The organism is Paenibacillus sp. DS2015 (genome assembly GCF_050433705.1).
In the GTDB taxonomy this organism is placed as follows: domain Bacteria; phylum Bacillota; class Bacilli; order Paenibacillales; family Paenibacillaceae; genus Paenibacillus_AQ.
Genome location: NZ_JBNPWS010000035.1, coordinates 32,369 through 55,554 on the forward strand (window position 1 = coordinate 32,369; position 23,186 = coordinate 55,554).

General features: G+C 42.2%; 26 protein-coding genes. All 26 read left to right on the top strand.

The annotated features are described in order from the left end of the window. The first annotated feature begins 23 nt into the window (after positions 1-23). Positions 24-1,547, top strand: coding sequence for a sugar ABC transporter ATP-binding protein (locus J2T13_RS22245; RefSeq protein ID WP_429374556.1), 1,524 nt, complete (start codon positions 24-26; stop codon positions 1,545-1,547). Further along, complete coding sequence (locus tag J2T13_RS22250) at positions 1,537-2,523, top strand: ABC transporter permease (RefSeq protein WP_429374557.1); 987 nt, start codon at positions 1,537-1,539, stop codon at positions 2,521-2,523. Before J2T13_RS22245 ends, J2T13_RS22250 begins: the two co-directional genes overlap by 11 nt. A 171-nt stretch (positions 2,524-2,694) precedes the next feature. After that, positions 2,695-2,967, top strand: coding sequence for an HU family DNA-binding protein (locus J2T13_RS22255; RefSeq protein ID WP_429374558.1), 273 nt, complete (start codon positions 2,695-2,697; stop codon positions 2,965-2,967). A 109-nt stretch (positions 2,968-3,076) separates the two neighbouring features. Next, a complete protein-coding gene (gene mtrB, locus J2T13_RS22260) occupies positions 3,077-3,301 on the top strand; it encodes a trp RNA-binding attenuation protein MtrB (protein WP_429374559.1) in 225 nt (74 codons plus the stop codon). 98 nt (positions 3,302-3,399) lie between these two features. After that, a complete protein-coding gene (locus J2T13_RS22265) occupies positions 3,400-3,939 on the top strand; it encodes a hypothetical protein (RefSeq protein ID WP_429374560.1) in 540 nt (179 codons plus the stop codon). A gap of 110 nt (positions 3,940-4,049) precedes the next feature. Continuing rightward, on the top strand, positions 4,050-4,811 hold the full coding sequence (locus J2T13_RS22270) for a heptaprenyl diphosphate synthase component 1 (protein WP_429374561.1): 762 nt from the start codon (positions 4,050-4,052) through the stop codon (positions 4,809-4,811). Between the two features lie 16 nt (positions 4,812-4,827). Continuing rightward, positions 4,828-5,574 (top strand): demethylmenaquinone methyltransferase, encoded by a 747-nt coding sequence (locus J2T13_RS22275; protein WP_429374582.1) that lies wholly within the window; start codon positions 4,828-4,830, stop codon positions 5,572-5,574. Then, positions 5,567-6,439, top strand: a complete 873-nt coding sequence (locus J2T13_RS22280; protein ID WP_429374562.1) for a UbiA-like polyprenyltransferase — start codon at positions 5,567-5,569, stop codon at positions 6,437-6,439. Before J2T13_RS22275 ends, J2T13_RS22280 begins: the two co-directional genes overlap by 8 nt. Next, positions 6,436-7,041, top strand: a complete 606-nt coding sequence (locus tag J2T13_RS22285) for a UbiX family flavin prenyltransferase (RefSeq protein WP_429374563.1) — start codon at positions 6,436-6,438, stop codon at positions 7,039-7,041. The genes J2T13_RS22280 and J2T13_RS22285 overlap by 4 nt, the downstream gene beginning before the upstream one ends. A 2-nt stretch (positions 7,042-7,043) precedes the next feature. Then, positions 7,044-7,910: a menaquinone biosynthetic enzyme MqnA/MqnD family protein gene (locus tag J2T13_RS22290; protein WP_429374564.1), complete on the top strand. Its 867-nt coding sequence runs from the start codon at positions 7,044-7,046 to the stop codon at positions 7,908-7,910. Continuing rightward, positions 7,907-8,878, top strand: coding sequence for a polyprenyl synthetase family protein (locus J2T13_RS22295; RefSeq protein WP_429374565.1), 972 nt, complete (start codon positions 7,907-7,909; stop codon positions 8,876-8,878). Before J2T13_RS22290 ends, J2T13_RS22295 begins: the two co-directional genes overlap by 4 nt. Positions 8,879-8,979: 101 nt before the next feature. Beyond that, positions 8,980-9,423 carry a nucleoside-diphosphate kinase gene (ndk, locus tag J2T13_RS22300; RefSeq protein ID WP_429374566.1) on the top strand — a complete coding sequence of 148 codons (444 nt, stop codon included), beginning with the start codon at positions 8,980-8,982 and terminating at the stop codon, positions 9,421-9,423. Next, on the top strand, positions 9,414-10,247 hold the full coding sequence (locus tag J2T13_RS22305; RefSeq protein WP_429374567.1) for a CheR family methyltransferase: 834 nt from the start codon (positions 9,414-9,416) through the stop codon (positions 10,245-10,247). Before ndk ends, J2T13_RS22305 begins: the two co-directional genes overlap by 10 nt. Positions 10,248-10,345: 98 nt before the next feature. Beyond that, a complete protein-coding gene (locus J2T13_RS22310) occupies positions 10,346-10,510 on the top strand; it encodes a hypothetical protein (RefSeq protein ID WP_429374568.1) in 165 nt (54 codons plus the stop codon). 166 nt (positions 10,511-10,676) lie between these two features. Next, the gene (aroC, locus tag J2T13_RS22315) at positions 10,677-11,846 is read left to right on the top strand and encodes a chorismate synthase (RefSeq protein ID WP_429374569.1); all 1,170 of its coding nucleotides are present in this window, start codon (positions 10,677-10,679) and stop codon (positions 11,844-11,846) included. Between the two features lie 2 nt (positions 11,847-11,848). Next, positions 11,849-12,955, top strand: coding sequence for a 3-dehydroquinate synthase (gene aroB, locus J2T13_RS22320; RefSeq protein WP_429374570.1), 1,107 nt, complete (start codon positions 11,849-11,851; stop codon positions 12,953-12,955). Further along, the gene (gene aroH / locus J2T13_RS22325) at positions 12,948-13,322 is read left to right on the top strand and encodes a chorismate mutase (protein ID WP_429374571.1); all 375 of its coding nucleotides are present in this window, start codon (positions 12,948-12,950) and stop codon (positions 13,320-13,322) included. The genes aroB and aroH overlap by 8 nt, the downstream gene beginning before the upstream one ends. Before the next feature lie 320 nt (positions 13,323-13,642). Beyond that, positions 13,643-15,202 (top strand): anthranilate synthase component I, encoded by a 1,560-nt coding sequence (gene trpE / locus J2T13_RS22330; protein ID WP_429374583.1) that lies wholly within the window; start codon positions 13,643-13,645, stop codon positions 15,200-15,202. Between the two features lie 71 nt (positions 15,203-15,273). Next, positions 15,274-16,368, top strand: a complete 1,095-nt coding sequence (trpD, locus tag J2T13_RS22335) for an anthranilate phosphoribosyltransferase (protein ID WP_429374572.1) — start codon at positions 15,274-15,276, stop codon at positions 16,366-16,368. Next, positions 16,358-17,167 (top strand): indole-3-glycerol phosphate synthase TrpC, encoded by an 810-nt coding sequence (gene trpC / locus J2T13_RS22340; protein ID WP_429374573.1) that lies wholly within the window; start codon positions 16,358-16,360, stop codon positions 17,165-17,167. The genes trpD and trpC overlap by 11 nt, the downstream gene beginning before the upstream one ends. Position 17,168: 1 nt before the next feature. Beyond that, the gene (locus J2T13_RS22345; protein ID WP_429374574.1) at positions 17,169-17,849 is read left to right on the top strand and encodes a phosphoribosylanthranilate isomerase; all 681 of its coding nucleotides are present in this window, start codon (positions 17,169-17,171) and stop codon (positions 17,847-17,849) included. Beyond that, positions 17,846-19,042, top strand: coding sequence for a tryptophan synthase subunit beta (trpB, locus tag J2T13_RS22350; RefSeq protein WP_429374575.1), 1,197 nt, complete (start codon positions 17,846-17,848; stop codon positions 19,040-19,042). The genes J2T13_RS22345 and trpB overlap by 4 nt, the downstream gene beginning before the upstream one ends. Beyond that, positions 19,039-19,845 (top strand): tryptophan synthase subunit alpha, encoded by an 807-nt coding sequence (gene trpA / locus J2T13_RS22355; protein ID WP_429374576.1) that lies wholly within the window; start codon positions 19,039-19,041, stop codon positions 19,843-19,845. The genes trpB and trpA overlap by 4 nt, the downstream gene beginning before the upstream one ends. 24 nt (positions 19,846-19,869) lie before the next feature. Continuing rightward, on the top strand, positions 19,870-20,967 hold the full coding sequence (gene hisC, locus J2T13_RS22360; RefSeq protein WP_429374577.1) for a histidinol-phosphate transaminase: 1,098 nt from the start codon (positions 19,870-19,872) through the stop codon (positions 20,965-20,967). Between the two features lie 33 nt (positions 20,968-21,000). After that, entirely contained in the window at positions 21,001-22,095 is a 1,095-nt protein-coding gene (locus J2T13_RS22365; protein WP_429374578.1) for a prephenate dehydrogenase, read from the top strand. Positions 22,096-22,461: 366 nt separating this feature from the next. Beyond that, entirely contained in the window at positions 22,462-23,115 is a 654-nt protein-coding gene (locus J2T13_RS22370) for a stalk domain-containing protein (protein ID WP_429374579.1), read from the top strand. Positions 23,116-23,186: the final 71 nt, after the last annotated feature.

The window sequence follows — 23,186 nt, forward strand, 5'->3', positions numbered from 1 at the left end:
TGACAAAAGGGAGGAACCTAATCATGGCATCATCACCATTTCTACTCGAAATGAAGAACATTAGCAAAAAATTCGCCGGGGTTCCTGCCTTGCAACAGGTTGATTTAGCCGTAAGTGGTGGAACGATTCATGCTCTTCTTGGAGCTAACGGAGCTGGGAAGAGTACACTAATGAAAATTCTGTCTGGTGCCTACCTTCCGGATAGTGGTTTGATTGAAGGCAATGGAACAGCTCTTGATATACATTCACCAGCGGATGCCAAAACAAATGGTATTTATTGTGTATACCAAGAGGTGGATGCTGCGTTGGTTGCACAGCTTAGTGTGGCGGAGAACGTCATGCTAGACCGTCTAGCATCATCTGACTCCAGTGTATGGATTAAGCCAAGCAGGATGGCAACTTTGTCTGCAGAAATTCTTGCACAGCTGGGAGTAAACATAGATGTTCACCAACAGGTAAGTGCGTTAAGTTTAGCAGAGAAGCAGATGGTACTCCTTGCCAGAATTCTGGCACAGGACGCTAAGCTAATTATCTTCGATGAACCGACAGCGCCCCTGAGTCAGAGTGAGAGTGAATCCTTTTTTCGAATTCTTCATTTGTTAAAAGATCGAGGTGTTGCTTGTATATTTATTACGCATCGATTATCAGAGGTGTTGACCCATTGTGATTTGGTGACGGTGATGAGAGATGGTCGTAACGTAAGTACATCAAAGACTAACGATACAGACTCAGAGTCTATCATCAGGAACATGCTGGGTAAAACGTTCACGGAAGAATTCCCTAAGGTCCAGGCTCCTATAGGAGATATCGTTCTACAAGCTAAGGGGCTTCGAAGAGGGATGAAGGTCCGAGGGGTAGACCTTGAAGTACGCCGTGGTGAGGTTCTCGCGATTGTCGGGTTAGTAGGAGCGGGAAAGACAGAGTTAGCACGTTTACTGAGTGGTGCAGACACTTTTGAAGCTGGGGTATTAAGTATCCATGGGAAGAGATTAAAGCTGAGGGAGCCAGCGGATGCTGTTCAATCAGGCATCGTGTCTATCCCTGAAGAGCGCAGAAAGCAAGGTATATTTATTCATGAATCTGTTCATCACAATCTCAGCTTGCCGATCCTTACTAAACTTAGTAGATTGAGTTTTATTTCTAGTAAGCAAGAGAAGAGTCATGGAAATAAAGTCATCGATACATTGGGAATTAAAGTGTCTTCAGGCAAACAAATGGTGCAGTATTTAAGCGGAGGTAATCAGCAGAAAGTTGCCATTGGTAAATGGCTGGAAAGTGACGCTGATGTATTTATTTTTGATGAGCCTACCAAAGGGGTAGATATAGGTGCCAAGAGTGATATTTTTCGTATCATAGGCTCTCTAGCAGCTCAGGGGAAAGGTATTATCTATTTAACATGCGAGCTCATGGAAGGTATTGGAATAAGTGACCGTGTAGCGGTCATGTGCGATGGCGAAATCACCAAAGAATTTGGAGCTAGTGAGGCTACTCCAGAACAGCTTTTATATTATGCCAGTGGGGGTCAGGAGATTAACGATGAAGGATAAACTGATGAACTTGGCGTTTCGTTATGGCGCAATTGTGGTAATCTTAGGAGTCATTGCATTCTTTTCCATCAAACTGCCTTACTTTTTTACATATGGGAATATGGCAGATATACTCGGTTCGATTACTATTGTGACGTTTGTAGCCATAGGCGTGACGCTGTCTCTTATCGTAGATGGATTTGATTTATCGGTTGGCTCAACGGTTTCTTTAACTACGGTCGTTGCGGCCTCGTTAATGATCTGGTATCAGCAGCCATTGTATATTGTTATCATAGGTTCTCTTTTGATAGGGGCGCTCATTGGCTTGTTGAATGCTCTGCTTATTGTGAAATTAAAGATTCCTGATCTACTGGCTACGTTGGCTGTGATGTATATTGTTAGTGGTATTCATAAGACCTATGCTCAAGGATATACGATCTACAATCATATGGAATTTCCAGATGGAACCAAGGCGCCTGGGGAGATGAATCCGACCTTTCTCCAACTAGGTCAAGGCAAATGGCTCGGCGTTCCTATATCTGTTATTCTATTGTTGATTGCTGTCGCTCTTGTTCATATCTTCTTGACGCGAACGAAATACGGACGGCAAATGTATGTGACAGGTGGAAATGAGGAAGCGGCGCGTTTGTCAGGAATAAAAGTTAAGAAGGTTCGGACTTGGGCTTATATAGCTTCAGGTTTGTTCGCAGCGATCGGTGGAATTGTATTTGCATCCCGGGTTGGGTCAGGACAGATTGACGCTGGCGCGCCTCTGCTAATGGAGGCTGTTGCTGCTGTATTTGTCGGTTTCTCGGTGTTTGGTGCAGGCAAACCGAATGTCATAGGTACATTTATCGGGTCCGTTTTGATTGGTGTACTAGTGAATGGTCTGACAATGATGAATTTGCAGTATTTTACACATGATATTGTCAAGGGGACGGTTCTTGTGCTGGCATTATCGGTAACTTTTTATGTTTTAAATCGATCAAAGACCTAAAATGCTTGATATTATGGATTAGCTGTATTAGTATAAATCTGTTCCGCGTACACGTTTTTACACTTTTTAGGGTGATTCTGTCTGTAAAAAGTCATTTAAATGTATATTTTACGGCAAAGCGGAAACAAAGATTAACAATCGATCTCATTCTTAATGGGGAGGTGAATAGAAATGAATAAATCTGAACTGATTTCCCAAGTTGCTGAAACTTCTGAGTTGTCTAAAAAAGACGCTACGAAAGCAGTTGATGCTGTATTCGAAGCAATCGCTGGAGCTTTGCAAACTGGTGATAAAGTACAATTGGTAGGATTCGGTAACTTTGAAGTTCGCGAACGTTCTGCACGTAAAGGACGTAACCCGCAAACAGGTGAAGAAATCGAAATCGCTGCGAGCAAAATTCCTGCATTCAAACCAGGTAAAGCGCTCAAGGATGGAATTAAATAAGATTTCCACAAAATCCATAGAACAAATAGAGTATGAGAATGAGGCCCGTGACGTTTGTTCACGGCCTTTTCTTTTCTATTTATCGTGAAAGAATGGGAGGCATGTTGATATGGACCAAGTGAATAACGATGATTATATTGTTGTCAAAGCTAAAGAGAACGGTGTACAAGTCATTGGGCTTACTCGGGGGCAGGATACTCGCTTTCACCATACAGAGAAGTTGGATAAAGGTGAAGTGCTCATCGCTCAATTTACCAATCATACCTCAGCTGTGAAAATCCGTGGGAAAGCTCAAGTAATGACTAAACATGGCATGGTGGAGAGCGAAAGCTAAAAAAAGCAGGCATAGCCTGCTTTTTTCCATTGTACAATGAGGTATGGACTCCAATAGTGAAGACGACACTAGAAGAGACAGGTGAAAGGGGTTTTTATATGAATCGCTGGACTCTGCTGGGTAGTACGATGTTACTTTGTTTAGGTGCTGTATTAATCCTTCCAAAGTTGTTTTCATTCCAGACCTCATTGGAACAACAAAAAGCTACGGCTACATTTACCCCTCAGTCACGTGTTGTACTTAGTCCTGATAATTTAGTGGATGAGCTTAGTTCGCTACCGCTGACATTGCCGATAGTTAGGGTGGAATGGAAAAGTTCGATTCTCAGCTTGGATCTGAAGGTTGAAGGACCAGAGCGTTCGGTTGCGGATATGTATCAGAATATGGCAGAAGCTTTGACATTCAGTTTTCACAACACACCGAATGTAGATCAATTGCTGCTTCGACTCGTTGCTGAGGATAGATGGTTAAATACAAGGTACTTACTTCTGGCTATAAATGTCAGTCGTTACGAATGGAGCTCGGAGCTCACTACAAGCCTGCAGAACAACGGTGACAGACCTCTGACAGCCCTCTTGAAACAAACCTTACATGTGACCGAAACGAAACTATGGAACAATCAGTTTAACATGCAGTAAACGCTTGGAAAAGAAAGAGAAACCCCTGTGCGCCGTGTTTTAACATGTGCTATAATAGTCGAGATTGTGAACATCACAAATGTTTAAAGCTAATGGCTCGGAGGCTAATCATGAAACCTTACCGCATTCCCTTACTCGTAAAAGACTATACCGAATATGATATGATCCAAAAGCACACGGAACTGCCCTCCTTTCCGGATGCCCGTGTGCATTTATTATATATTTTTTTGAATCAAGGTAGCCGTAAGCCATTGCATCACGAAGAGTTGTACGCCTTAGTTACTTCTTTGGTGCAGATGGGTCTCGATACACACGAAACCATTGATACCGTTGAAGGGAGTCAGGCAGAAGGTCAAATGCGATGCCGGCAATTGAAAGTACTCGCAGGAGATTACTTTAGTAGCCGTTTCTACCAGCTATTATCCGCTCAAGGGCAGATCGAGGTCATTAGACTTTTAAGCCAATCGATCTGTGATTTGAACATACAGAAGATGAACCTTTACAGCAAGATCAGTAGCTCGTTATTATCTGCAGAACAATATTTGCGGCTAAAGGTACAGCTGAATATGCAGCTGTTTCTTTCTTTTACTCCGATGTTAGAAGAATCTGTGCAAGGATTGTGGCAAGAACTGCTGCGAGAATTCAGTCTTTGCGATACACTCATGCAAGAGCTTTATGCTGTCAATAAAGGGCCACGACGATCGGTGGGCTATCCTTTTATCTCAGGTGTAGAACTAATGGACAAGTTACGCCATACCATCACTAGGATACAATATACTCTACAAGTAAATAACAGTGATATGCGTTTTCGTGCAGTTGGACAATTACTGGAACCATTCGCTAGCTATCAGAATGTTTCCGAAACTGTGTAAGAGAGGGATAGGGTGAATATTGTTGGAGAGAACAACGTCAGAAAGTAAAGAAAAGCCTAAGGAACAATATGTTCAATCTGTATTTGAGAGTATTGCTGGCAAATACGATATCATGAACGATATATTAAGCTTCCGTAGACATAAGGCTTGGCGGAAATTTGCCATGCGCAAGATGAATGTTAAATCTGGGGATACCGCGATTGATCTTTGTTGTGGCACATGTGATTGGACACTCAGTCTGGCTGAGGCAAGTGCAACGAGTAACATTGTCGGTTTAGACTTTAGTCCTGGCATGCTGGAGGTCGGCCGCAGTAAGATTGCGAAACGGCAGATGAACGATAGGATTACTTTGGTTGAGGGAAACGCTATGAACCTTGAATATGAGGATAATAGCTTTGATTATGCAACGATAGGTTTCGGACTTCGTAATGTCCCGGATCTGAAACAAGTGCTTGAAGAAATGAAACGAGTCGTTAAGCCTGGCGGAATGGTCGTATGTCTGGAATTATCGAAACCAACACGTCAGCCTTTTAAGGGAGTCTATTTTTTCTATTTCCAGAAAATATTGCCGAATCTAGGGAAGTTATTCGCTTCAAAATATGAGCAATACAAATGGTTACCTGAGTCACTTGCTCTATTTCCAGGAAGGGATGAACTCGCTGATGTTTTCCGTCAGATTGGATTACAACAAGTTGAAGCCTATTCCTTAACCGCTGGTATTGCGGCATTACATATTGGGATCAAGGAGAATCAGCATGTTTAAGAAAATAGGTATTTACTTAGAAATGATCAAAATTGAACATACATTATTTGCTTTACCTTTTGCCTTCATGGGGGCATTACTGGGGTCGGTGAGTGTCAATGGAGAGCTTCCTTCATGGGCGCAGATAGGCTGGATACTTATGGCTTTATTCGGTGCACGTAGTGCGGCATTTGGTTTAAATCGAATGATTGACCAAGTGATTGACAAGAAGAACCCAAGAACAGCTAAACGGGCAATTCCAGCCGGACTACTCAAAACGATCGAGGTTATTGTTTTCACCGTGATATCATTTGTTCTTCTCTTCTGGGCAGCTTTTGAGTTATCTCCACTGGCAGTCAAATTACTTCCGGTTGCTGTGTTCATGCTCGTTATTTATTCTTACACCAAAAGATTTACATGGCTCTGTCACGTCGTGCTTGGGTTAACCACAGCTTTGGCTCCACTTGGAGGATGGGTGGCGGTTACGGGTAGCGTGGACTTAAATGCTTGGATATTCTATATTACGCTGGCATTCTGGACAGCAGGTTTTGATATTATATATGCGATTCAGGATTTGGATTTTGATAAAAAAGAAGGATTACACTCTATTCCGGTTCGTTTTGGACTTCATCGTTCTTTAATCATTGCACGCGTATTTCATGTGATTACCGCTGTTGGTTTTCTACTTCTGTTCTTCTTGACAGAACTTAGCTGGTGGTATTTTGCAGGAATGATCATTGCCTCTGCCATTCTATTCTATGAACATTTCATTCTGTCGCCTAAGGACATGAGTAAGCTACAAACAGCTTTCTTCACGATGAATAGTGTGCTTAGTATTGTTGTATTTGTCTTCACTATGATTGATTTGGTGGTGCAATACTCTTGAACGATTCTTTAAAGAAGCAACGTTGGATTGTTGGAATAACAGGAGCAAGTGGTTCGATCTATGGCATTCGGTTGATCGAGACTTTACTATCGCAGAATAAGGATGTACATCTGGTTATATCTAACGCTGGTTGGCGTGTGCTGAATGAGGAGTTAGGATGGAAAATATCAGATAGGGAAGCTGTTCTGAATGAGAACTTCGGACAATATTCTGGATCTTTTCATTATCATCCTATAGCTGATATCGGTGCCTCGATTGCTAGTGGTTCTTTTCAAGTGGAGGGAATGATCATCGTTCCTTGTTCCATGGGGACATTATCGGCAATCGCGAATGGCTCCTCGGATAATTTGATGACACGTGCGGCTGATGTGATGTTAAAGGAAGGTCATCCATTGGTACTCGTACCACGTGAAACTCCCCTACATGCTATTCATTTGGAGAATATGCTTAAGTTGTCGCGATTAGGTGTCAGAATGATCCCGGCGATGCCAGCTTTTTATTTCAAACCACAAAGTTTGGACGATATGATTAATTTCGTCGTTGGTAAGGTACTGGACAGTCTACGAATGGAACACCAATTATTTAAGAGATGGGAGGGATAAGGATGTCAGTGCTTGGCAATAAGAAGACCATCATTGGAAAAATAAAATATACAAATGCATGGCCTATTTTTCACTACTTTGATCCTAGTACTCTTCAAGAGCCAGCATCTATGGTGTCGGAAGTCCCCTCCTTTTTAAACCAAGGGATGAGTGATGGAAGTATTGATATAGGAGGCTTGTCCTCATTCGCCTATGGATTGTCTTCAGAACAGCTATTATTGCTTCCAGAATTATCTGTAAGTGCTGACGGACCTGTGAAATCCATCTTGCTGTTCTCGCGTAAACCTCTAGATATGATGGAGCATGGAACCATTGCCCTTACTAATACGTCTGCTACCTCTGTGAATTTGCTCAAAATTCTAATGAGTAAAGCGTTAGGAGTACATCCAACGTATATTACAACAGAACCTAATTTAGAGGACATGATGAGTATAGCTGATGCGGCACTTCTAATTGGAGATAACGCCATCAAAGCTTCGTGGGAAGATCATGGATATGTTGTCACTGATCTGGGGGCATGGTGGAAAGAATGGACCGGATATAGTATGACATTCGCAGTGTGGGCTGTTAATCGTTCCGCAGTGCTAAGAAAGCCCGAGGCTATTGCTGAGATTGTAGAAGCCCTTCAAGAGAGCAAGGCACGTAGTCTGGCCAATTTGAAGCCTCTTGTTGAAGAAGCGTGTTCTACCGTCGGTGGAACTGCGGAATATTGGGATAAATATTTTAAGAATTTATGTTATGACTTTGGAGAGAGACAGTATGAAGGGTTGCAACTTTATTTCCGATACGCCTATGAATTAGGGCTTGTGCAACATGAGATACACATGGAAATATGGGACCATAAAATGCTGGCATGGGTGAAGGAATGAAGAGATTAGACATCTTCGGCACGCTCAGAAAAGATATGGAATACATAGAGCGAGAATTGTTCCGAAGCATCGAGGGAAATGAATTACTGAATGAAACGTCTCTTCACCTACTGAAGGCAGGGGGGAAAAGACTGCGTCCTGTTTTTGTATTGATGGGTGGGAAATTCGGAGATTATGAGATTGAGAGTTTGAAGAATGTGGCTGTCTCACTTGAACTTATTCATATGGCTTCGCTCGTTCACGATGACGTTATAGATGATGCAGATACTCGTCGTGGTCAATTGACTGTGAAATCTAAATGGGATAATAAGATCGCTATGTATACAGGTGATTTCATATACGCTAAAGCATTGCTAGTGGCCACCCAATTGCCTAACCCAGAAATTCATCAGAGATTATCCAAAGCTATGGTTGAAATGTCTATTGGTGAAATGGAGCAAATTCGGGATTTCTTCAACACAGAGCAGAGTGTAAGGCGTTACTTGTTACGGATTCGTCGGAAGACGGCTCTTCTGATCGCAGTTAGTTGTCAGCTTGGTGCCATTGCGGTTAATGCAGATCCTAGAATCAGTAACTTGTTGTATCAGTATGGGTATAACGTAGGGATGGCTTTTCAAATTCAAGATGATTTATTAGATCTATGTGGAACCGAGAAGCAGATTGGTAAACCACCAGGCAACGATATTCGGCAAGGGAATATTACGTTACCTGTTATTTATGCTCTGCAAGATCAAGTCATACGTGAACGTTTACTTTACGAGATTACACGTATTCATCATATGAACGGCCAATGTGATGTATCAAACGCTATACGAATGATCAAAGACAGTTCTGGAACTCAAAGAGCAGAGCAACTCGCTACCCAATATATTAATAAAGCTCTCGGAGCTCTAGCGGAGCTCCCAGACCTCAAAATCAAAAGAAATTTGAAGGATATCGCCCATTTTGTCACGAAACGAGCATATTAGGCATTAACCGATTGCAAGCTTTCTGTTAATATACAAATATGGATGAATCAATCCAGTGATGAATGGCTTCACGACTTGTATAAAAAATGGAGAGTGAGTCTATGGAACGTACTTTTTTGATGATTAAACCTGATGGAGTTCAACGGGGTCTGATGGGTCGTATTATAAGCAGGCTAGAAGAGAAGGGTTTTACCATGGTGGCCGGTAAGTTAGTAAGAATGACTGAGGAACAGGCTAAAAGTCATTATGCAGAACATGTAGGGAAAGATTTCTTTCCTAATCTGTTAAACTTTATTACTTCGGGTCCCGTGTTTGCTATGGTATGGGAAGGGGACGATATCGTGACATTGTCTCGCATACTCATCGGTAAAACGAATGTCAAAGAAGCGCTTCCAGGTTCTATTCGTGGGGACTTCGCTGCACATACACCAAATAATTTAATTCATGGTTCAGATTCATTAGAGAGCAGTAAGCGCGAAATTGCCAATTTCTTCGAAGCTGATGAGCTTGTGAACTATGAGAAAAGTATTTCCCAATGGATATAAAATCGCCCCCATCGCTTCTAAGTGATAACCAAGCAGAAAATGTCTCTATCGACACGGATTATTTAAATTTTATTCAACGTATTAATAAAGCTACGGGAATTAATCTTTCTGAATACAAGGAAGCGCAGATGAAGCGTCGTTTAACGACACTTCGGTTGAAGAATGGCTACGATAACTTTGCTTCCTTCTATGAGGCTATGATGAGCAACAAGAACTTGTTTAATGAGTTTTTGGATCGGATGACGATCAATGTGTCGGAATTTTGGCGTAATCCTAATCGCTGGGAAACACTGCGGGATGTTATTCTTCCAGAGTTACAGGAGAGTAAGCGTCGTCTTAAGGTCTGGAGTGCGGCTTGTTCTACAGGCGAAGAGCCTTATACGTTGGCCATGATAATGTCTGATCGGAAGGTGCTAGGAGAGTGTTCTCTTGAGGCTAGCGATATCGATGATGGTGCGCTAGAGAAAGCCAAGCAGGGACTCTATGTAGAACGATCTCTTAAGGATGTGCCAAAGGATGTGGCAGCCCGTTATTTCTCACAAGAAGGGGCTATGTTCAAGGTTAGTGAGTCGTTGAAGAAAGCTGTTCAATTTAAGAAACAGAATTTGTTACTAGATAAGTTTGATACTTCCTATGATCTCATCATCTGTCGAAATGTCATGATCTATTTCACAGAAGAGGCTAAAAGCAAGTTATATCAGAAATTTGCTGATAGTTTAAGACCCGGAGGATACTTATTTGTTGGAAGTACAGAACAGATCTTCTCACCAGCTCAATATGGGCTTGAGTCTACAGAAACGTTCTTCTATCGTAAAAAAATCTAGCTTAATAGAAATACTTAGGGTATAGAATGGACGCCACTTTGCGATACTAGATATCATAAGATAAATTATGGTAATCATAAAGTGGAGGTCAGTATAGTATGGATAAGCGAAAGGTGATTACTGCGTATCAACGTGGATTTATTACCATTCAGGAATGTAGTCAAATACTTGGGGTTGAGAACGTTCACCTTAGTCGATTGATTCAAGAAGCTATGAATAATTGTGAAACAGATGATATACGTATCCAACCGATTAACGGGTGAGATCATGGATGAAAGCGCCGTACCTGCCATTATGGAGGTGCGGTGCTTTTTTTTGCAAATGGCGCATCCCCTTTCTTGTCAAAGTTTATGACCTATACTATAATGAGCAAAGATATTGGCGGATTTTAGTCATGTACAGTTTAAAAGTTTAAAGGGGGAAAGCAACATGAGTTTGCGCTATTTAACTGCTGGTGAAACACATGGACCTCAGCTTACGGCAATTATTGAGGGGTTACCTAGCAATTTAACATTAGATTTCGAAGCATTGAATTTTCAGCTACAACGTCGCCAAAAAGGATATGGACGTGGACGTCGTATGCAGATAGAGAAAGATACAGCACAAATCGTGGGTGGAGTGCGTCATGGTTATACAACAGGTGCACCTGTAGCTCTGGTCGTCGCTAATAATGACTGGACACATTGGCAGAATATCATGAACATAGAGCCGATAGAAGGCACGGATGAAGAGAAACGTCGTGTTCATCGGCCTCGTCCAGGTCATGCGGATCTTAATGGCGGACTTAAATACAATTTGAAAGATCTGCGTAACGTACTAGAACGTTCTAGTGCGAGAGAAACGACAGTTCGGGTGGCCGTAGGTGCCATAGCACGTCAGTTCCTTGAGGAATTTGGAATAAAAATTGCTGGTCAAGTCATTCGTATAGGAGAAATTGAAGCCCCTCCACATGATTTATCCATAGATGAACTGATCGAGAAGACCGAAGCTTCTTCTGTGCGAGTAGTTGATGCTGAAACAGAGAAGCAGATGGAAGCTTACATCGATCAAATTAAACTAGATGGCGATTCGATTGGTGGAATTGTTGAATGTATCGTTGAAGGTGTTCCGATTGGACTAGGAAGTTATGTCCAGTATGATCGAAAGCTGGATGCACGTATTGCGCAAGGCGTAATGTCAATTAACGCATTCAAAGGCGTAGAGATCGGTATCGGATTCGAAGCAGGCATATTACGTGGTTCTCAAGTGCATGATGAGATTATGTATGAGAAAGAACGTGGATATCACCGTGCTAGTAATCGTCTAGGTGGTTTTGAAGGTGGAATGACGAACGGGATGCCCGTGGTTGTTCGTGGCGTCATGAAGCCGATCCCAACCCTCTACAAACCATTACAAAGTGTAGATATTGATACGAAGGAAGCTTTCACTGCCCAGGTAGAGCGTTCAGATGCTTGCGCAGTTCCAGCAGCGAGTGTTGTTATGGAGCATGTTGTAGCATGGGAAATTGCTAAAGCCTTCTTAGAGAAATTCGGTGGCGACTCGATGGAAGAGATCAGAACCAACTATAATCAATACCTTGCGCAATTAGAGAGGTACTAAAGATGAGAATCGTGACAGTAGATTTAGGGGAGAGATCTTACCCGATTTATATCGGGCAAGGTCTTATTGATCAAATAGGGCCGTACTTCCAGCGTCATGGCATATCTACTAAAAGTCCTTTGTTAATCGTTACAGACGAGTTAGTTGCTTTTCATCACTTACATAGAGTAGAGAAGCAATTGGCTTCAGCAGGATTCCAGACAGTGACCAAGATCGTGAAATCTGGAGAAACGTCGAAATCGCTAACTGTATTTGAAGAAGTCATGACGACAGCTATTCAAGGTGGTCTTGATCGTAGCTCGACTGTTGTGGCACTTGGTGGTGGGGTAGTAGGCGATTTGGCTGGATTCGTTGCTGCAAGTTATATGCGTGGAATTAAGTTCGTGCAGGTTCCGACGACGATTCTAGCACATGATAGTAGCGTTGGGGGGAAGGTGGCTGTAAACCACCCGCTCGCCAAGAATATGATCGGTGCTTTTCATCAGCCTGAATTAGTATTGTATGATTTAGATACGTTACAAACATTGCCTCCACGGGATGTATCGGCAGGACTGTCAGAGATGGTTAAGCATGGACTGATTCAGGATGGTGACTTTGCCAGATGGTGCAGAGATCATGCTGCTGAGCTACTGTCATTAGATCCTGAGGCACTAGGATATGGTTTAGAACGTGGTTGTAGCATTAAAGCCGCAGTTGTATCTCGTGATGAACGGGAGAATGATCTTCGAGCCATTCTTAATCTAGGTCATACGATTGGTCATGCGATTGAAGCTGTGGGTGGATACGGTGAGTATTTACATGGTGAAGCTATCTCTATTGGCATGGCGGGTTCGGCACTGCTAGCAGTCAAATTAGGCCGTGATGAGAGTATATACGATGAGACAGTGAGTATGTTAACATCGCTAAGGTTGCCTGTGAAGATGGCAAATCATTTGTCTACAGACGATATTATGGCAGCTATGATGCACGATAAGAAGTTCAAAGAAGGTCATATGCTATTTATTATTCCAGATTCCATTGGGTCAGTAAGTATCGTTAAGGATGTACCTGAACAACTCGTTCGAGACGTAATAGACCAACTTAGAGAAGGAGGGGAGATTCATGTATAATAGGGGAATTCGTGGTGCCACAACAGTCCTACAGAATGAAGAGCAGGAGATTCTAACAGAGACAGTGATATTACTTCGTGAAATGATTACCCGTAATGAAATTGAACCTGAAGACATCTGTAGCGTCTGGATCACGATGACGAACGAGCTTGATGCTACGTTCCCAGCAAGAGCCATACGGCAATTGGAAGGTTGGGATTTAGTGCCTCTAATGTGCTCGGTAGAAATTCCTGTACAAGGAAGCTTGCCCAAATGTATTCGACTTATGATTCAGGTGAATACGGAGAAAAGTCAACGGGAAATAAAACATGTCTATTTGAATGATGCCAGCAAGCTAAGACCGGATCTAGCTATTTCTAAGAACTAAATATTTTTGATATCTGGGTTGTCAAAGGTAACATGAATCATGTATAGTGGTTTTAGTCGAGTAGAGCAGAGCGTAGTTGAGATGAGTATAGCTGAGCAGAGTCCATATTTAATTAATGTCGGTAGAGAATCAATTTCTGATCTCTAAAACTTCTCTTTGATATTTTAGAAGAGGTTTAGTAGAGGGATGAATGAATGAGATGATTACCGGACTCTTTCATATACCTAATCACCGTGAAAACCTCTACCTTGTAGAGGTTTTTTTGTTTAAGTCGCAAGACAAATTTAGATATCAGAAGCGTACGATGAAGGAGGCTGGTCATCATGACCCCCAGTATAGAACAGGTAATTTCTCTTGCAGGCCAATATAACTTAATTCCTGTTGTGAAGCGATTGTTATCAGATATGGAGACGCCCATACGGATATTCCAGCGTTATGCTCAGCGAGATCATGCATTTCTGTTGGAAAGCGTAGAGGGGGGAAGTCAGTGGGCTAGGTACTCCTTTATTGGTACAGATCCTTTTCTCCTGATTTCCGGTAAGAAGGGCAAAATCGTTCTAGAAAAGAACGGTGAACAAGAAATAATGAAGGGGAAACCCGTAGAAGAATTGAAGGCGCTATTGCGTATGTATCGAAGTCCTAAACTGGATGAGATGCCACCCTTTACAGGAGGAGCTATCGGATTCTTTGGATATGATCTATTACAGTACTATGAGAAATTGCCAGCGCATGCGGTGGATGATCTCAAGATGGATGATATCCGGTTTATGTTCTGTGATACGATCATCGTATTCGATCATGTGAAGCAACAAATATTGTTAGTAGGTAACGTTCATATCAAAGAAGGAGATACGGACAGCGACATTCAAGCTACGTACGAGCTAGTTAGTCGTAAACTGGAAGATATTGCGGAGCAGTTACAAGAGCAAGGGCCGCGTGAGAATGTCAATAGCCGTAGTATTCCGCAGGATGTGCCATTAGGTGATATTAAATCCAATATGACGAAAGAGCAATATATTTCAAATGTAGAACAGGCGAAAGAGTATATTCGCTCAGGAGATATTTTTCAGGTGGTATTATCTCAGAGGTTTCATATCGAGACAGAGGTATCCCCATTGCACGTATATAGAGTACTAAGAACGCTTAACCCCTCACCTTATATGTATTATCTCAAAATGAATGAGGAAATCATTGTAGGTACCTCGCCAGAGGCACTAGTTAAGGTCGATGGAGATCGTGCAGAAACAAGACCAATAGCGGGTACAAGACCTCGTGGAGAGAACGAGCAAGAAGACCGTGAGCTTGGTGAAGAGTTAATGGCAGATGAGAAGGAACGTGCAGAGCATCTTATGCTGGTTGATCTAGGGCGTAATGATCTAGGGCGTGTATCTCAATTCGGAACCGTGAAGTGCGATTCATTTATGGAGATCGAGCGTTATTCACATGTTATGCATATTGTGTCCAACGTGTCAGGGAGACTGCGAGAAGATAAAGACTTCTTCGATGCTTTTCTTTCTTGTTTACCAGCGGGAACGGTATCAGGAGCACCGAAGCTACGAGCGATGGAAATTATAGCAGAATTAGAAAAAGAAGCTCGTGGTGCTTATGCGGGAGCTATCGGATATTTAGGATTTACAGGTAATATGGATTCGTGTATTACGATTCGAACTTTGATCTTTCGTAAAGGGAAAGCATATGTTCAAGCCGGAGCAGGTATTGTATGGGATTCGGTTCCAGAGAAGGAATATGAAGAAACTGTTAATAAAGCCAAAGCACTGCTAAAGGCTATTCGCACGGCCGAGGCTATGTTTCCTCCATTGACGGGTGAGACAGGAACCATTAATCAGGATTATTTATATGAATACACACCAGAAGGGTAAGGACTAAGCGGTTAAGGCGATGCCAACGGATGAAAAGCTATTCATAGGCAGTAGAACTAAATATATTGGAGATGAGCAAAGTGGAGAAAAGCCTAGTTGAGAAGAAGTTGGATAATGTGAATCATATCAAAGATACAGAATTGCTACAGAGTAGCATCGCCAAGCTGATTAAAGGTACTAGTCTTACACGCCAAGAGGCACGAAATATCATGGAGAGCATTATGGTGGGCTCGGCAACGCATACACAGATAGGTGGGTTGTTGACGGCCTTAAGAATAAAGGGTGAAACGATTGAGGAAATAACGGGATTTGCTGAAGCTATGAGAGGTGCAGGTAGCCGAATGGTGACAGAGAGTGAGCATCTGCTCGACACATGCGGAACAGGTGGATCTGGAATACACAAATTCAATATTTCTACTACGTCAGCTATTATTTCATCTGCTGTATCGGTTAGAGTGGCTAAGCATGGTAATCGATCTGCATCAGGACGCGCTGGAAGTGCAGATGTATTGGAAGCACTAGGCGTAAATATTAATATTTCTACTGAACAAGCGAAGCGTTGTTTAGATGAGATTGGGATATGCTTCTTGTTTGCGCAAATTTATCACCCATCGATGAAATATGCAGCGGCACCTCGTAAAGAGCTTGGTATCCGTACGGTGTTCAATATGTTAGGTCCATTGACTAACCCGGCAGGTGCCGATCGACAATTGTTGGGTATCTATGATCGCAATATGACAGAAACGATTGCGCATGTGTTAAAGGAATTAGGGTTGAAGCGTGCTTTAGTTGTTTCAAGCATGGATGGTTTAGATGAGATTAGTATTTCGGCACCCACTCAAGTATCAGAATTACGTGGTGGAAAAGTGAATACTTATAGCATTCATCCTCATGATCTTGGGCTTGATATACATCCGATTGAGGATGTTCTTGGCGGAGATGCAGCCCAGAATGCTCAAATTATACAATCGGTTCTGCAAGGGACAAAGAGTCCTTATCGTGACGTCGTATTAGCGAATGCAGGGGCTTGTATTTATGTATCTGGATTATCAGAGTCCATTGCTGAGGGTGTGAAATTAGCGGCTGAGGCTATTGATAATGGAAAAGCGTACGATAAACTGAATCAGTTGATTCTAATGACGGGAGAACAATCCAATGTATCTTGATAAAATAGTGGTGACGAAGGTCGAAGAAGTGAAGAAACTTGCAGCGCATTTCAATCTTAAGGAAGCAGAACGAGATATCGCAGCTTTACCTCAAACCAAAGGATTTATAAAAGCGTTAAACGAAAGACGCCATCGAGACATGGGGTTGATCGCCGAAGTGAAGAAGGCTTCACCTTCTAAGGGGTTAATTCGGCCAGATTTTCATCCCGTAGACATTGCGCTGGCTTATGAGCAAGCAGGAGCGGATTGTTTATCTGTGCTGACGGATGAATCTTATTTCCAAGGGTGTGGGGAATATTTAAAGGCCGTTCGTGCTGCGGTGAGTATCCCATTACTACGTAAAGATTTCATCATTGATGAACGACAAATATTCGAAGCACGGCTACTTGGCGCCGATGCAGTACTCCTTATAGCTAGCATTCTTGAACCTGCACAGATCTCTTCGTTCCTCAAGATTGCGACATCGCTCGGTATGGATTCATTAGTAGAAGTTCATAATCAGCAAGAGTTGGAAGGCGTACTAAAGCTGGATCAAGCCCGTTTAATTGGTATTAACAATCGAAACTTGCAAACATTCGAGACGTCTCTTCAGACTACTGCTGCGTTGGTGCGACTTATTCCTGAAGGGATTACGATTATTAGTGAGAGTGGTATATCAGGCGTTGAAGATATGGCCTACCTAGAGCAAGCAGGTGCAGATGGCGTGTTAGTAGGAGAGTATTTCATGCGTCAGCAGGAGATTGGCACTGCTGTACATCATCTTATGGGTCCTCTTAAGGATCAAGGAGGAAACGTTTAGGATGGGAAGTACATTAGTTAAAATTTGTGGACTTCAGGGCGTTGAAGTGCTAAAATATATGAACAACTTACCTGTGGATTACATAGGATTTGTATTTGCGACAAGTCGTCGCCAGGTTTCCATAGAGACTGCAGCTTTGCTTGTAGCACAGTTATCGCAGTGGCAGAATGAGACGACACCAGAAAGTGTGGGTGTGTTTGTTAATCCAACGATGGAGCAATTATCCGAAGTAATGGATCGTGTTTCATTAGATGTGATTCAGTTACACGGACAAGAGAAACCTGAGTTCTGCCGTGAGGTAAAGCAGACTTTCGGGGCTAAAATATTTAAGGTCATTCAAATTCAAGGGACAGATGACACTTCAACAGAATCTGATATTGAGACTGCTCTGCAGGAATATGAGGGGGTCATCGATGCTGTATTATTGGATACATTCGACCCTGTTCATGGGGGCGGGTCTGGGAAGACTTTCGCTTGGGAGCAAATAAGACGTTATCAAGTTTGGAGCCATAGTAAAGGCCTTCCACTATGGATTGCAGGTGGGCTTGATCCAAATAATGTCGAGGAATTATTGGAACGCTATCATCCAGATGGAGTAGATGTTTCTAGTGGTGTTGAAAGTAATGGAATCAAAGATATAGATAAAATTAGAGCTTTTGTCGAAAGGGTGAAAGGTTTATGACACAAGTACCAGATAAAGACGGTCGTTTCGGTCCATTTGGAGGTCGTTTCGTACCTGAAACCTTAATGAATGCACTGATCGAATTAGAGAATGCTTACACTGAGAATGCAGCAGATGCAAGTTTTCAAGCAGAAATCGATTATTTACTTAAACAGTATTCAGGTCGCGAGACTCCTCTGTATTATGCAGAACGTTTAAGTCAACGCTTAGGTGATGCTAAGATCTACTTAAAGAGAGAAGACTTGAATCATACTGGAGCTCATAAAATCAACAATGCTATTGCACAAGGTGTACTCGCTAAACGTATGGGCAAGAAAAAAGTGATTGCTGAGACAGGAGCTGGACAGCATGGCGTTGCAACGGCTACGGTAGCTGCACTTCTGGGGATGGAATGTAAAGTATTCATGGGTGAAGAAGATACGAAACGCCAAGCGCTTAATGTATTTCGCATGAAACTACTGGGTGCGGAGGTTATTCCTGTGAGTTCGGGGTCGCGTACACTGAAGGATGCTGGAAATGAGGCACTTCGTTACTGGGTTAGTAATGTAGAGGATACGTTCTATATCTTGGGTTCAGCTGTAGGTCCGCATCCGTATCCGATGATGGTACGTAACTTTCAGCGAATTATCGGAGATGAGACCAGAGCACAAATACTGGAAGTTGAAGGCCGTTTGCCGAATGTGCTTGTAGCCGCTATTGGAGGAGGAAGTAATGCGATTGGCATGTTCTACCCTTTTCTTGAAGATAAAGACGTGGCTATGATTGGTGTAGAGGCTGCGGGAAAAGGAGTCGATACGAAGTTCCATGCAGCAACGATGAGCAAAGGAACCCAAGGTGTATTCCAAGGGTCGATGAGCTATCTTCTGCAGGATGAATACGGACAGGTTCAAGAAGCTCACTCGATCTCGGCGGGTCTTGATTACCCAGGTGTGGGTCCAGAGCACTCTTATCTTAAAGATATCGAACGTGTGCAATATGTACCTATTACAGACCAAGAAGCACTGGATGCGCTAGAGCTCCTCTGTCTTACGGAAGGCATTATACCTGCACTGGAATCTTCACACGCCATTGCTCAAGTGGTGAAGTTGGCACCAACACTTACCAAAGATGATATTGTGGTTATCTGTTTGTCTGGTCGAGGCGATAAAGATGTGGAGTCCATCATGGCATACAGGGGGGGAGGGCAGTCATGAATCTAATGGATCAAACATTCGAGCTATTGAAGAGTCAGAACCGTACAGCCCTTATTCCATTTCTAACGATAGGTGATCCTGATCTGGATACTACAGTGGAGATCATTCAAGCGCTAGAAGCCGCGGGTGCTGACATACTTGAGCTAGGGGTACCTTATTCTGACCCACTTGCTGACGGACCTGTCATTCAACGGGCATCAGAGCGTGCGCTGAAGCAAGGTGTAACCATTCGTACCTGTATGGAGACAGCAATGAAAGCACGTCAAGCAGGTGTAAAGATGCCATTCATTCTATTCACCTATTACAATCCAGTATTACAAATGGGTCTGCCTTACTTTTTTGAGCAAGTCAAAGCCCACGATATTAGTGGACTCATTATTCCGGATCTTCCTATTGAAGAGTCTGGGGAAGTAAGACGTCTTGCTGATGAAAGTGGTGTAAGTCTCATTCCTTTGGTAGCTCCAACATCGCACGAACGGATTGCTAGAATTGTAGGTAATGCTAGCGGTTTTGTTTATTGTGTATCATCTCTAGGTGTGACTGGAGAGAGAGCAACATTCCATCAAGGTGTAGAAGAGTTTATTCAGACCGTTAAGAAATATACGACGCTTCCTGTTGCTGTTGGTTTTGGAATCTCTACGCGAGAACAGGTAGAACATTTCTCGGAAATTTGCGATGGCGTAGTTGTAGGTAGCGCTATTGTTCGTCAGATTGAATCGGTCATTCCATTGCTAAGCAATGCTAGCACCAAGCAAGAGGGATTGTTACAAATAAGAAATTTTGTTGCGCAATTAAAAGTGTAATTAACAGAAGAATGAGGGGATATCATGAAACCGAAATCTACTATAGTTAACCTTCCGGTATATCAACCAGGTAAGCCCATTGAAGAAGTGAAGAAAGAATTTGGTTTGAATGATGTTGTGAAGCTAGCATCCAATGAGAATCCCTATGGATCATCGCCTCGAGTGAAGGATGCTATTCTAGCTGAGTTGGACAATATTAGTATTTATCCAGATGGCAGTTCGGCAAGCTTAACTGCAGCGGTAGGTAAAGATTTAGGTGTGAACAGTAACCAGATCATTTTTGGATGTGGATCGGATGAAATTATTGCCTTGATTACTAGAGCCTTTTTTGTGCCTGGTGATGAGACTATTATGGCTGATCAGACATTCTCAGTATACAAAAGTAATGCTGATATAGAGGGCGCAATTAGTATTGAGGTTCCACTTAAAGATGGTACGCATGATCTAGATGCTATGCTTGCAGCTACTACGGATCGAACCAAGATTATATGGATTTGCAATCCTAACAATCCAACGGGGACAATCGTTTCTGAGCAGGCCCTTATTTCTTTCTTAGATGCTGTTCCTTCAAATATCATGGTTGTGCTTGACGAAGCGTATTGTGAATATGTGACGGATCCTACTTATCCGAACAGTCTGAATATTCTATCTAAATATGCCAACTTGGTTATTCTTCGTACCTTCTCCAAAATATATGGTCTTGCTTCTCTTCGGATTGGTTATGGTGTGGGGCATCCTGAAGTGATTAAGCTAATAAATCAGGTTCGGGAACCTTTCAATACATCGCGTATCGGTCAGGCAGCTGCTAAAGTAGCGCTGGAAGATCAAGAATATGTGAACTATTGCCGGGAGCATAATACGCGGGGAATATCATATTTACAAGGAGAATTTGACCGTTTAGGTCTAGCGTATTTCCCAGCTCATGGTAACTTTATCATGGTGAACGTTGACAGAGCCGGGCTGGAAGTATTTCAGGAACTGATCCAGTTAGGTGTCATCGTGCGTGCAGGACATCAGCGTTACCCTGAATATATCCGTGTATCCGTAGGTACACAAGCACAAAATGTTGTGTTCATTAAAGCGCTTGAGCAAGTTCTTCGTGCTGAATCTGCTCACGTATAAGCTATTCATTTAATAAGAATTGATGTGAGGGACATGACAATTAAAATTGCAATCTTTGGAGTAGGACTTATAGGTGGTTCATTGGCTTTATGCTTTAAAGGGAAGCCTGGAATTACGGTGGTGGGGCATACCCACCGCCCCTCCTCCATTCATAAATATATGAGTAAGGGTGTCGTTGACATGGCTACTCTCTCTATGGAAGAAGCGGCTATGGATGCTGACTTTATTTTTTTATGCGTACCTGTGGGGAATTTAGAAGAGTACCTAGAGCGTTTGAGTACCTTGCCGTTAAAAAAAGGTTGTATTATTACCGATGTGGGCAGTACGAAGGCCAGTGTTGCTGCTTCAGCCGAAGCATTGCAATTGCAAGATGTATATTTCATAGGTGGACATCCTATGGCTGGTTCAGAACGTTCTGGTGTTGAAGCAGCATCCGTTCTATTGTTCGAGAATGCGTATTATGTGTTGACTCCGCCTGCTCATATGCCAGAAACGGTGTATAACTCTCTAGTGCAACTATTATCTTATACACGTGCGCAGATCGTAAGAGTCGAACCTAAGCTTCATGACGAGATCGTTGGGGCTATTAGTCATTTGCCCCATATTATCGCTGTAGCTTTAGTTAACCAAGTTCGTGATTATAATGATTCAAATCCTCTATATCGCAGATTAGCTGCAGGCGGATTCAGAGACATTACCCGGATCGCATCAAGCGACCCTGTGATTTGGCGAGATATTTTGTTAAATAACAAGGATGTTATGCTTCGTTTGCTTCAGGATTGGAATCAAGGGATCGAAACTTTTATTGAGCTACTAGAGAATAAAGATGGTGAAGGGATCGAGGGTGCCTTTGCCAAAGCGAATGCCTTCCGTAGTGAGCTCCCTGAGAGAGGTAAGGGGATGATCGCACCTTTATTTGATCTATATCTAAATGTTCCGGATCATCCGGGTATTATTGGTCAGATTGCAACAGAGTTAGGTGTGAATCAGATCAACCTTAGCAATATGAGAATTATCGAAAGTAGAGAAGATGTTCCGGGTGTTATGCGACTTTCTTTCCGTGTTGAAGCGGATATGGAGCGAGCTAGAACCCTTCTGCAAGAGCTGAAATACGTGGTGTATGTATAGTTAAGAAAAGGAAATGATTGCGATTTCAAAATGTTGTTGACAGAATGAAAACGTATACATTATAATGAACGTACAGTATGGTTTCTCTCCACTCCTATCCAAATACTATATTGCTCTGAAAATGAGCAATGGCCGCTAATGTAGCGGTCTTTTTTTTGTGTTTTTATAGAAATATTCGGAACATGTATTTGATTCGGTTATGCTTCAGTATAGACTAGTTGCTCAAAAAATGGATATATGCCGAGGTGCAGGTTTTTTATTGGTAATAACTTGTAAGAGTTTACCTGTACAATATGATGATAAAAAGGTATTATGCAAAATGCAGAATATTTATAGGTAATAAATACTACATAAGGGGAGAAAAATATGAAAGATAAGCTAAAGGGATTGATTTTAGGTGTGACTATTGGATCATTAATTACTGGGGCAACAGCTTTTGCTGCCGGAGGAAAAATGATTGAGGTATTTTATAGCGTAAAAGATATCAAAATTAACAATATATCGAAAATGCCAACTGGAGATGATAAGCCATTTGTTTATAACGGGAAAACTTATGTCCCATTAGGCTATATTTCTAGTGAACTAAAAGAACCAGTTAAGTGGGATGGTAGTTCAAAGGTCATTTATATCGGCGAAACAGGAGATGCTAACGCGTTATATTTGGATAAAGACATTAAACATATGAATTATCAAACAGGATATTCTTCAAACAAAACGATTTATAGCTACAACGCAGACGGTTATACTGTTAAAGACAATATAGGAACTGAATATTCTAATTATTTAACAATGTACACGGTTTCGGATTCCAATTACGAGAAATATTCTTGGCAGTATGTAGAATTCCCTCTAAATGGAACTGTCAAATCATTCAATACGAAATTAGGATCAACAAATAAATACTTAAGTACTACCGCCAATGTTAAAATAACAATTTCAGCTGATGATAAAGTCGTATATACTCATGAGTTTAAACCGGGCGATTTCCCAGAAGATGGGTCTGTCAATAGTTTTGTGTAAACTCTTTTAATATGGCTTCTCCCCGAGGGGAGATAAAAATCATTTCACATACTGCCCAACACGTTCTGGAA

Bases quoted from the DNA above. Each gene is read 5' to 3' on its own strand.
- J2T13_RS22280 (WP_429374562.1), top strand. From the start codon at position 5,567: ATGTTTAAGAAAATAGGTATTTACTTAGAAATGATCAAAATTGAACAT.
- mtrB (WP_429374559.1), top strand. From the start codon at position 3,077: ATGGACCAAGTGAATAACGATGATTATATTGTTGTCAAAGCTAAAGAG.
- J2T13_RS22265 (WP_429374560.1), top strand. From the start codon at position 3,400: ATGAATCGCTGGACTCTGCTGGGTAGTACGATGTTACTTTGTTTAGGT.
- J2T13_RS22250 (WP_429374557.1), top strand. From the start codon at position 1,537: ATGAAGGATAAACTGATGAACTTGGCGTTTCGTTATGGCGCAATTGTG.
- J2T13_RS22365 (WP_429374578.1), top strand. From the start codon at position 21,001: ATGACAATTAAAATTGCAATCTTTGGAGTAGGACTTATAGGTGGTTCA.
- J2T13_RS22310 (WP_429374568.1), top strand. From the start codon at position 10,346: ATGGATAAGCGAAAGGTGATTACTGCGTATCAACGTGGATTTATTACC.
- J2T13_RS22345 (WP_429374574.1), top strand. From the start codon at position 17,169: ATGGGAAGTACATTAGTTAAAATTTGTGGACTTCAGGGCGTTGAAGTG.
- aroB (WP_429374570.1), top strand. From the start codon at position 11,849: ATGAGAATCGTGACAGTAGATTTAGGGGAGAGATCTTACCCGATTTAT.
- trpA (WP_429374576.1), top strand. From the start codon at position 19,039: ATGAATCTAATGGATCAAACATTCGAGCTATTGAAGAGTCAGAACCGT.
- J2T13_RS22295 (WP_429374565.1), top strand. From the start codon at position 7,907: ATGAAGAGATTAGACATCTTCGGCACGCTCAGAAAAGATATGGAATAC.
- ndk (WP_429374566.1), top strand. From the start codon at position 8,980: ATGGAACGTACTTTTTTGATGATTAAACCTGATGGAGTTCAACGGGGT.
- J2T13_RS22370 (WP_429374579.1), top strand. From the start codon at position 22,462: ATGAAAGATAAGCTAAAGGGATTGATTTTAGGTGTGACTATTGGATCA.
- aroC (WP_429374569.1), top strand. From the start codon at position 10,677: ATGAGTTTGCGCTATTTAACTGCTGGTGAAACACATGGACCTCAGCTT.
- trpC (WP_429374573.1), top strand. From the start codon at position 16,358: ATGTATCTTGATAAAATAGTGGTGACGAAGGTCGAAGAAGTGAAGAAA.
- J2T13_RS22255 (WP_429374558.1), top strand. From the start codon at position 2,695: ATGAATAAATCTGAACTGATTTCCCAAGTTGCTGAAACTTCTGAGTTG.
- aroH (WP_429374571.1), top strand. From the start codon at position 12,948: ATGTATAATAGGGGAATTCGTGGTGCCACAACAGTCCTACAGAATGAA.
- trpB (WP_429374575.1), top strand. From the start codon at position 17,846: ATGACACAAGTACCAGATAAAGACGGTCGTTTCGGTCCATTTGGAGGT.
- hisC (WP_429374577.1), top strand. From the start codon at position 19,870: ATGAAACCGAAATCTACTATAGTTAACCTTCCGGTATATCAACCAGGT.
- J2T13_RS22290 (WP_429374564.1), top strand. From the start codon at position 7,044: ATGTCAGTGCTTGGCAATAAGAAGACCATCATTGGAAAAATAAAATAT.
- trpD (WP_429374572.1), top strand. From the start codon at position 15,274: ATGAGCAAAGTGGAGAAAAGCCTAGTTGAGAAGAAGTTGGATAATGTG.
- J2T13_RS22305 (WP_429374567.1), top strand. From the start codon at position 9,414: ATGGATATAAAATCGCCCCCATCGCTTCTAAGTGATAACCAAGCAGAA.
- J2T13_RS22245 (WP_429374556.1), top strand. From the start codon at position 24: ATGGCATCATCACCATTTCTACTCGAAATGAAGAACATTAGCAAAAAA.
- J2T13_RS22270 (WP_429374561.1), top strand. From the start codon at position 4,050: ATGAAACCTTACCGCATTCCCTTACTCGTAAAAGACTATACCGAATAT.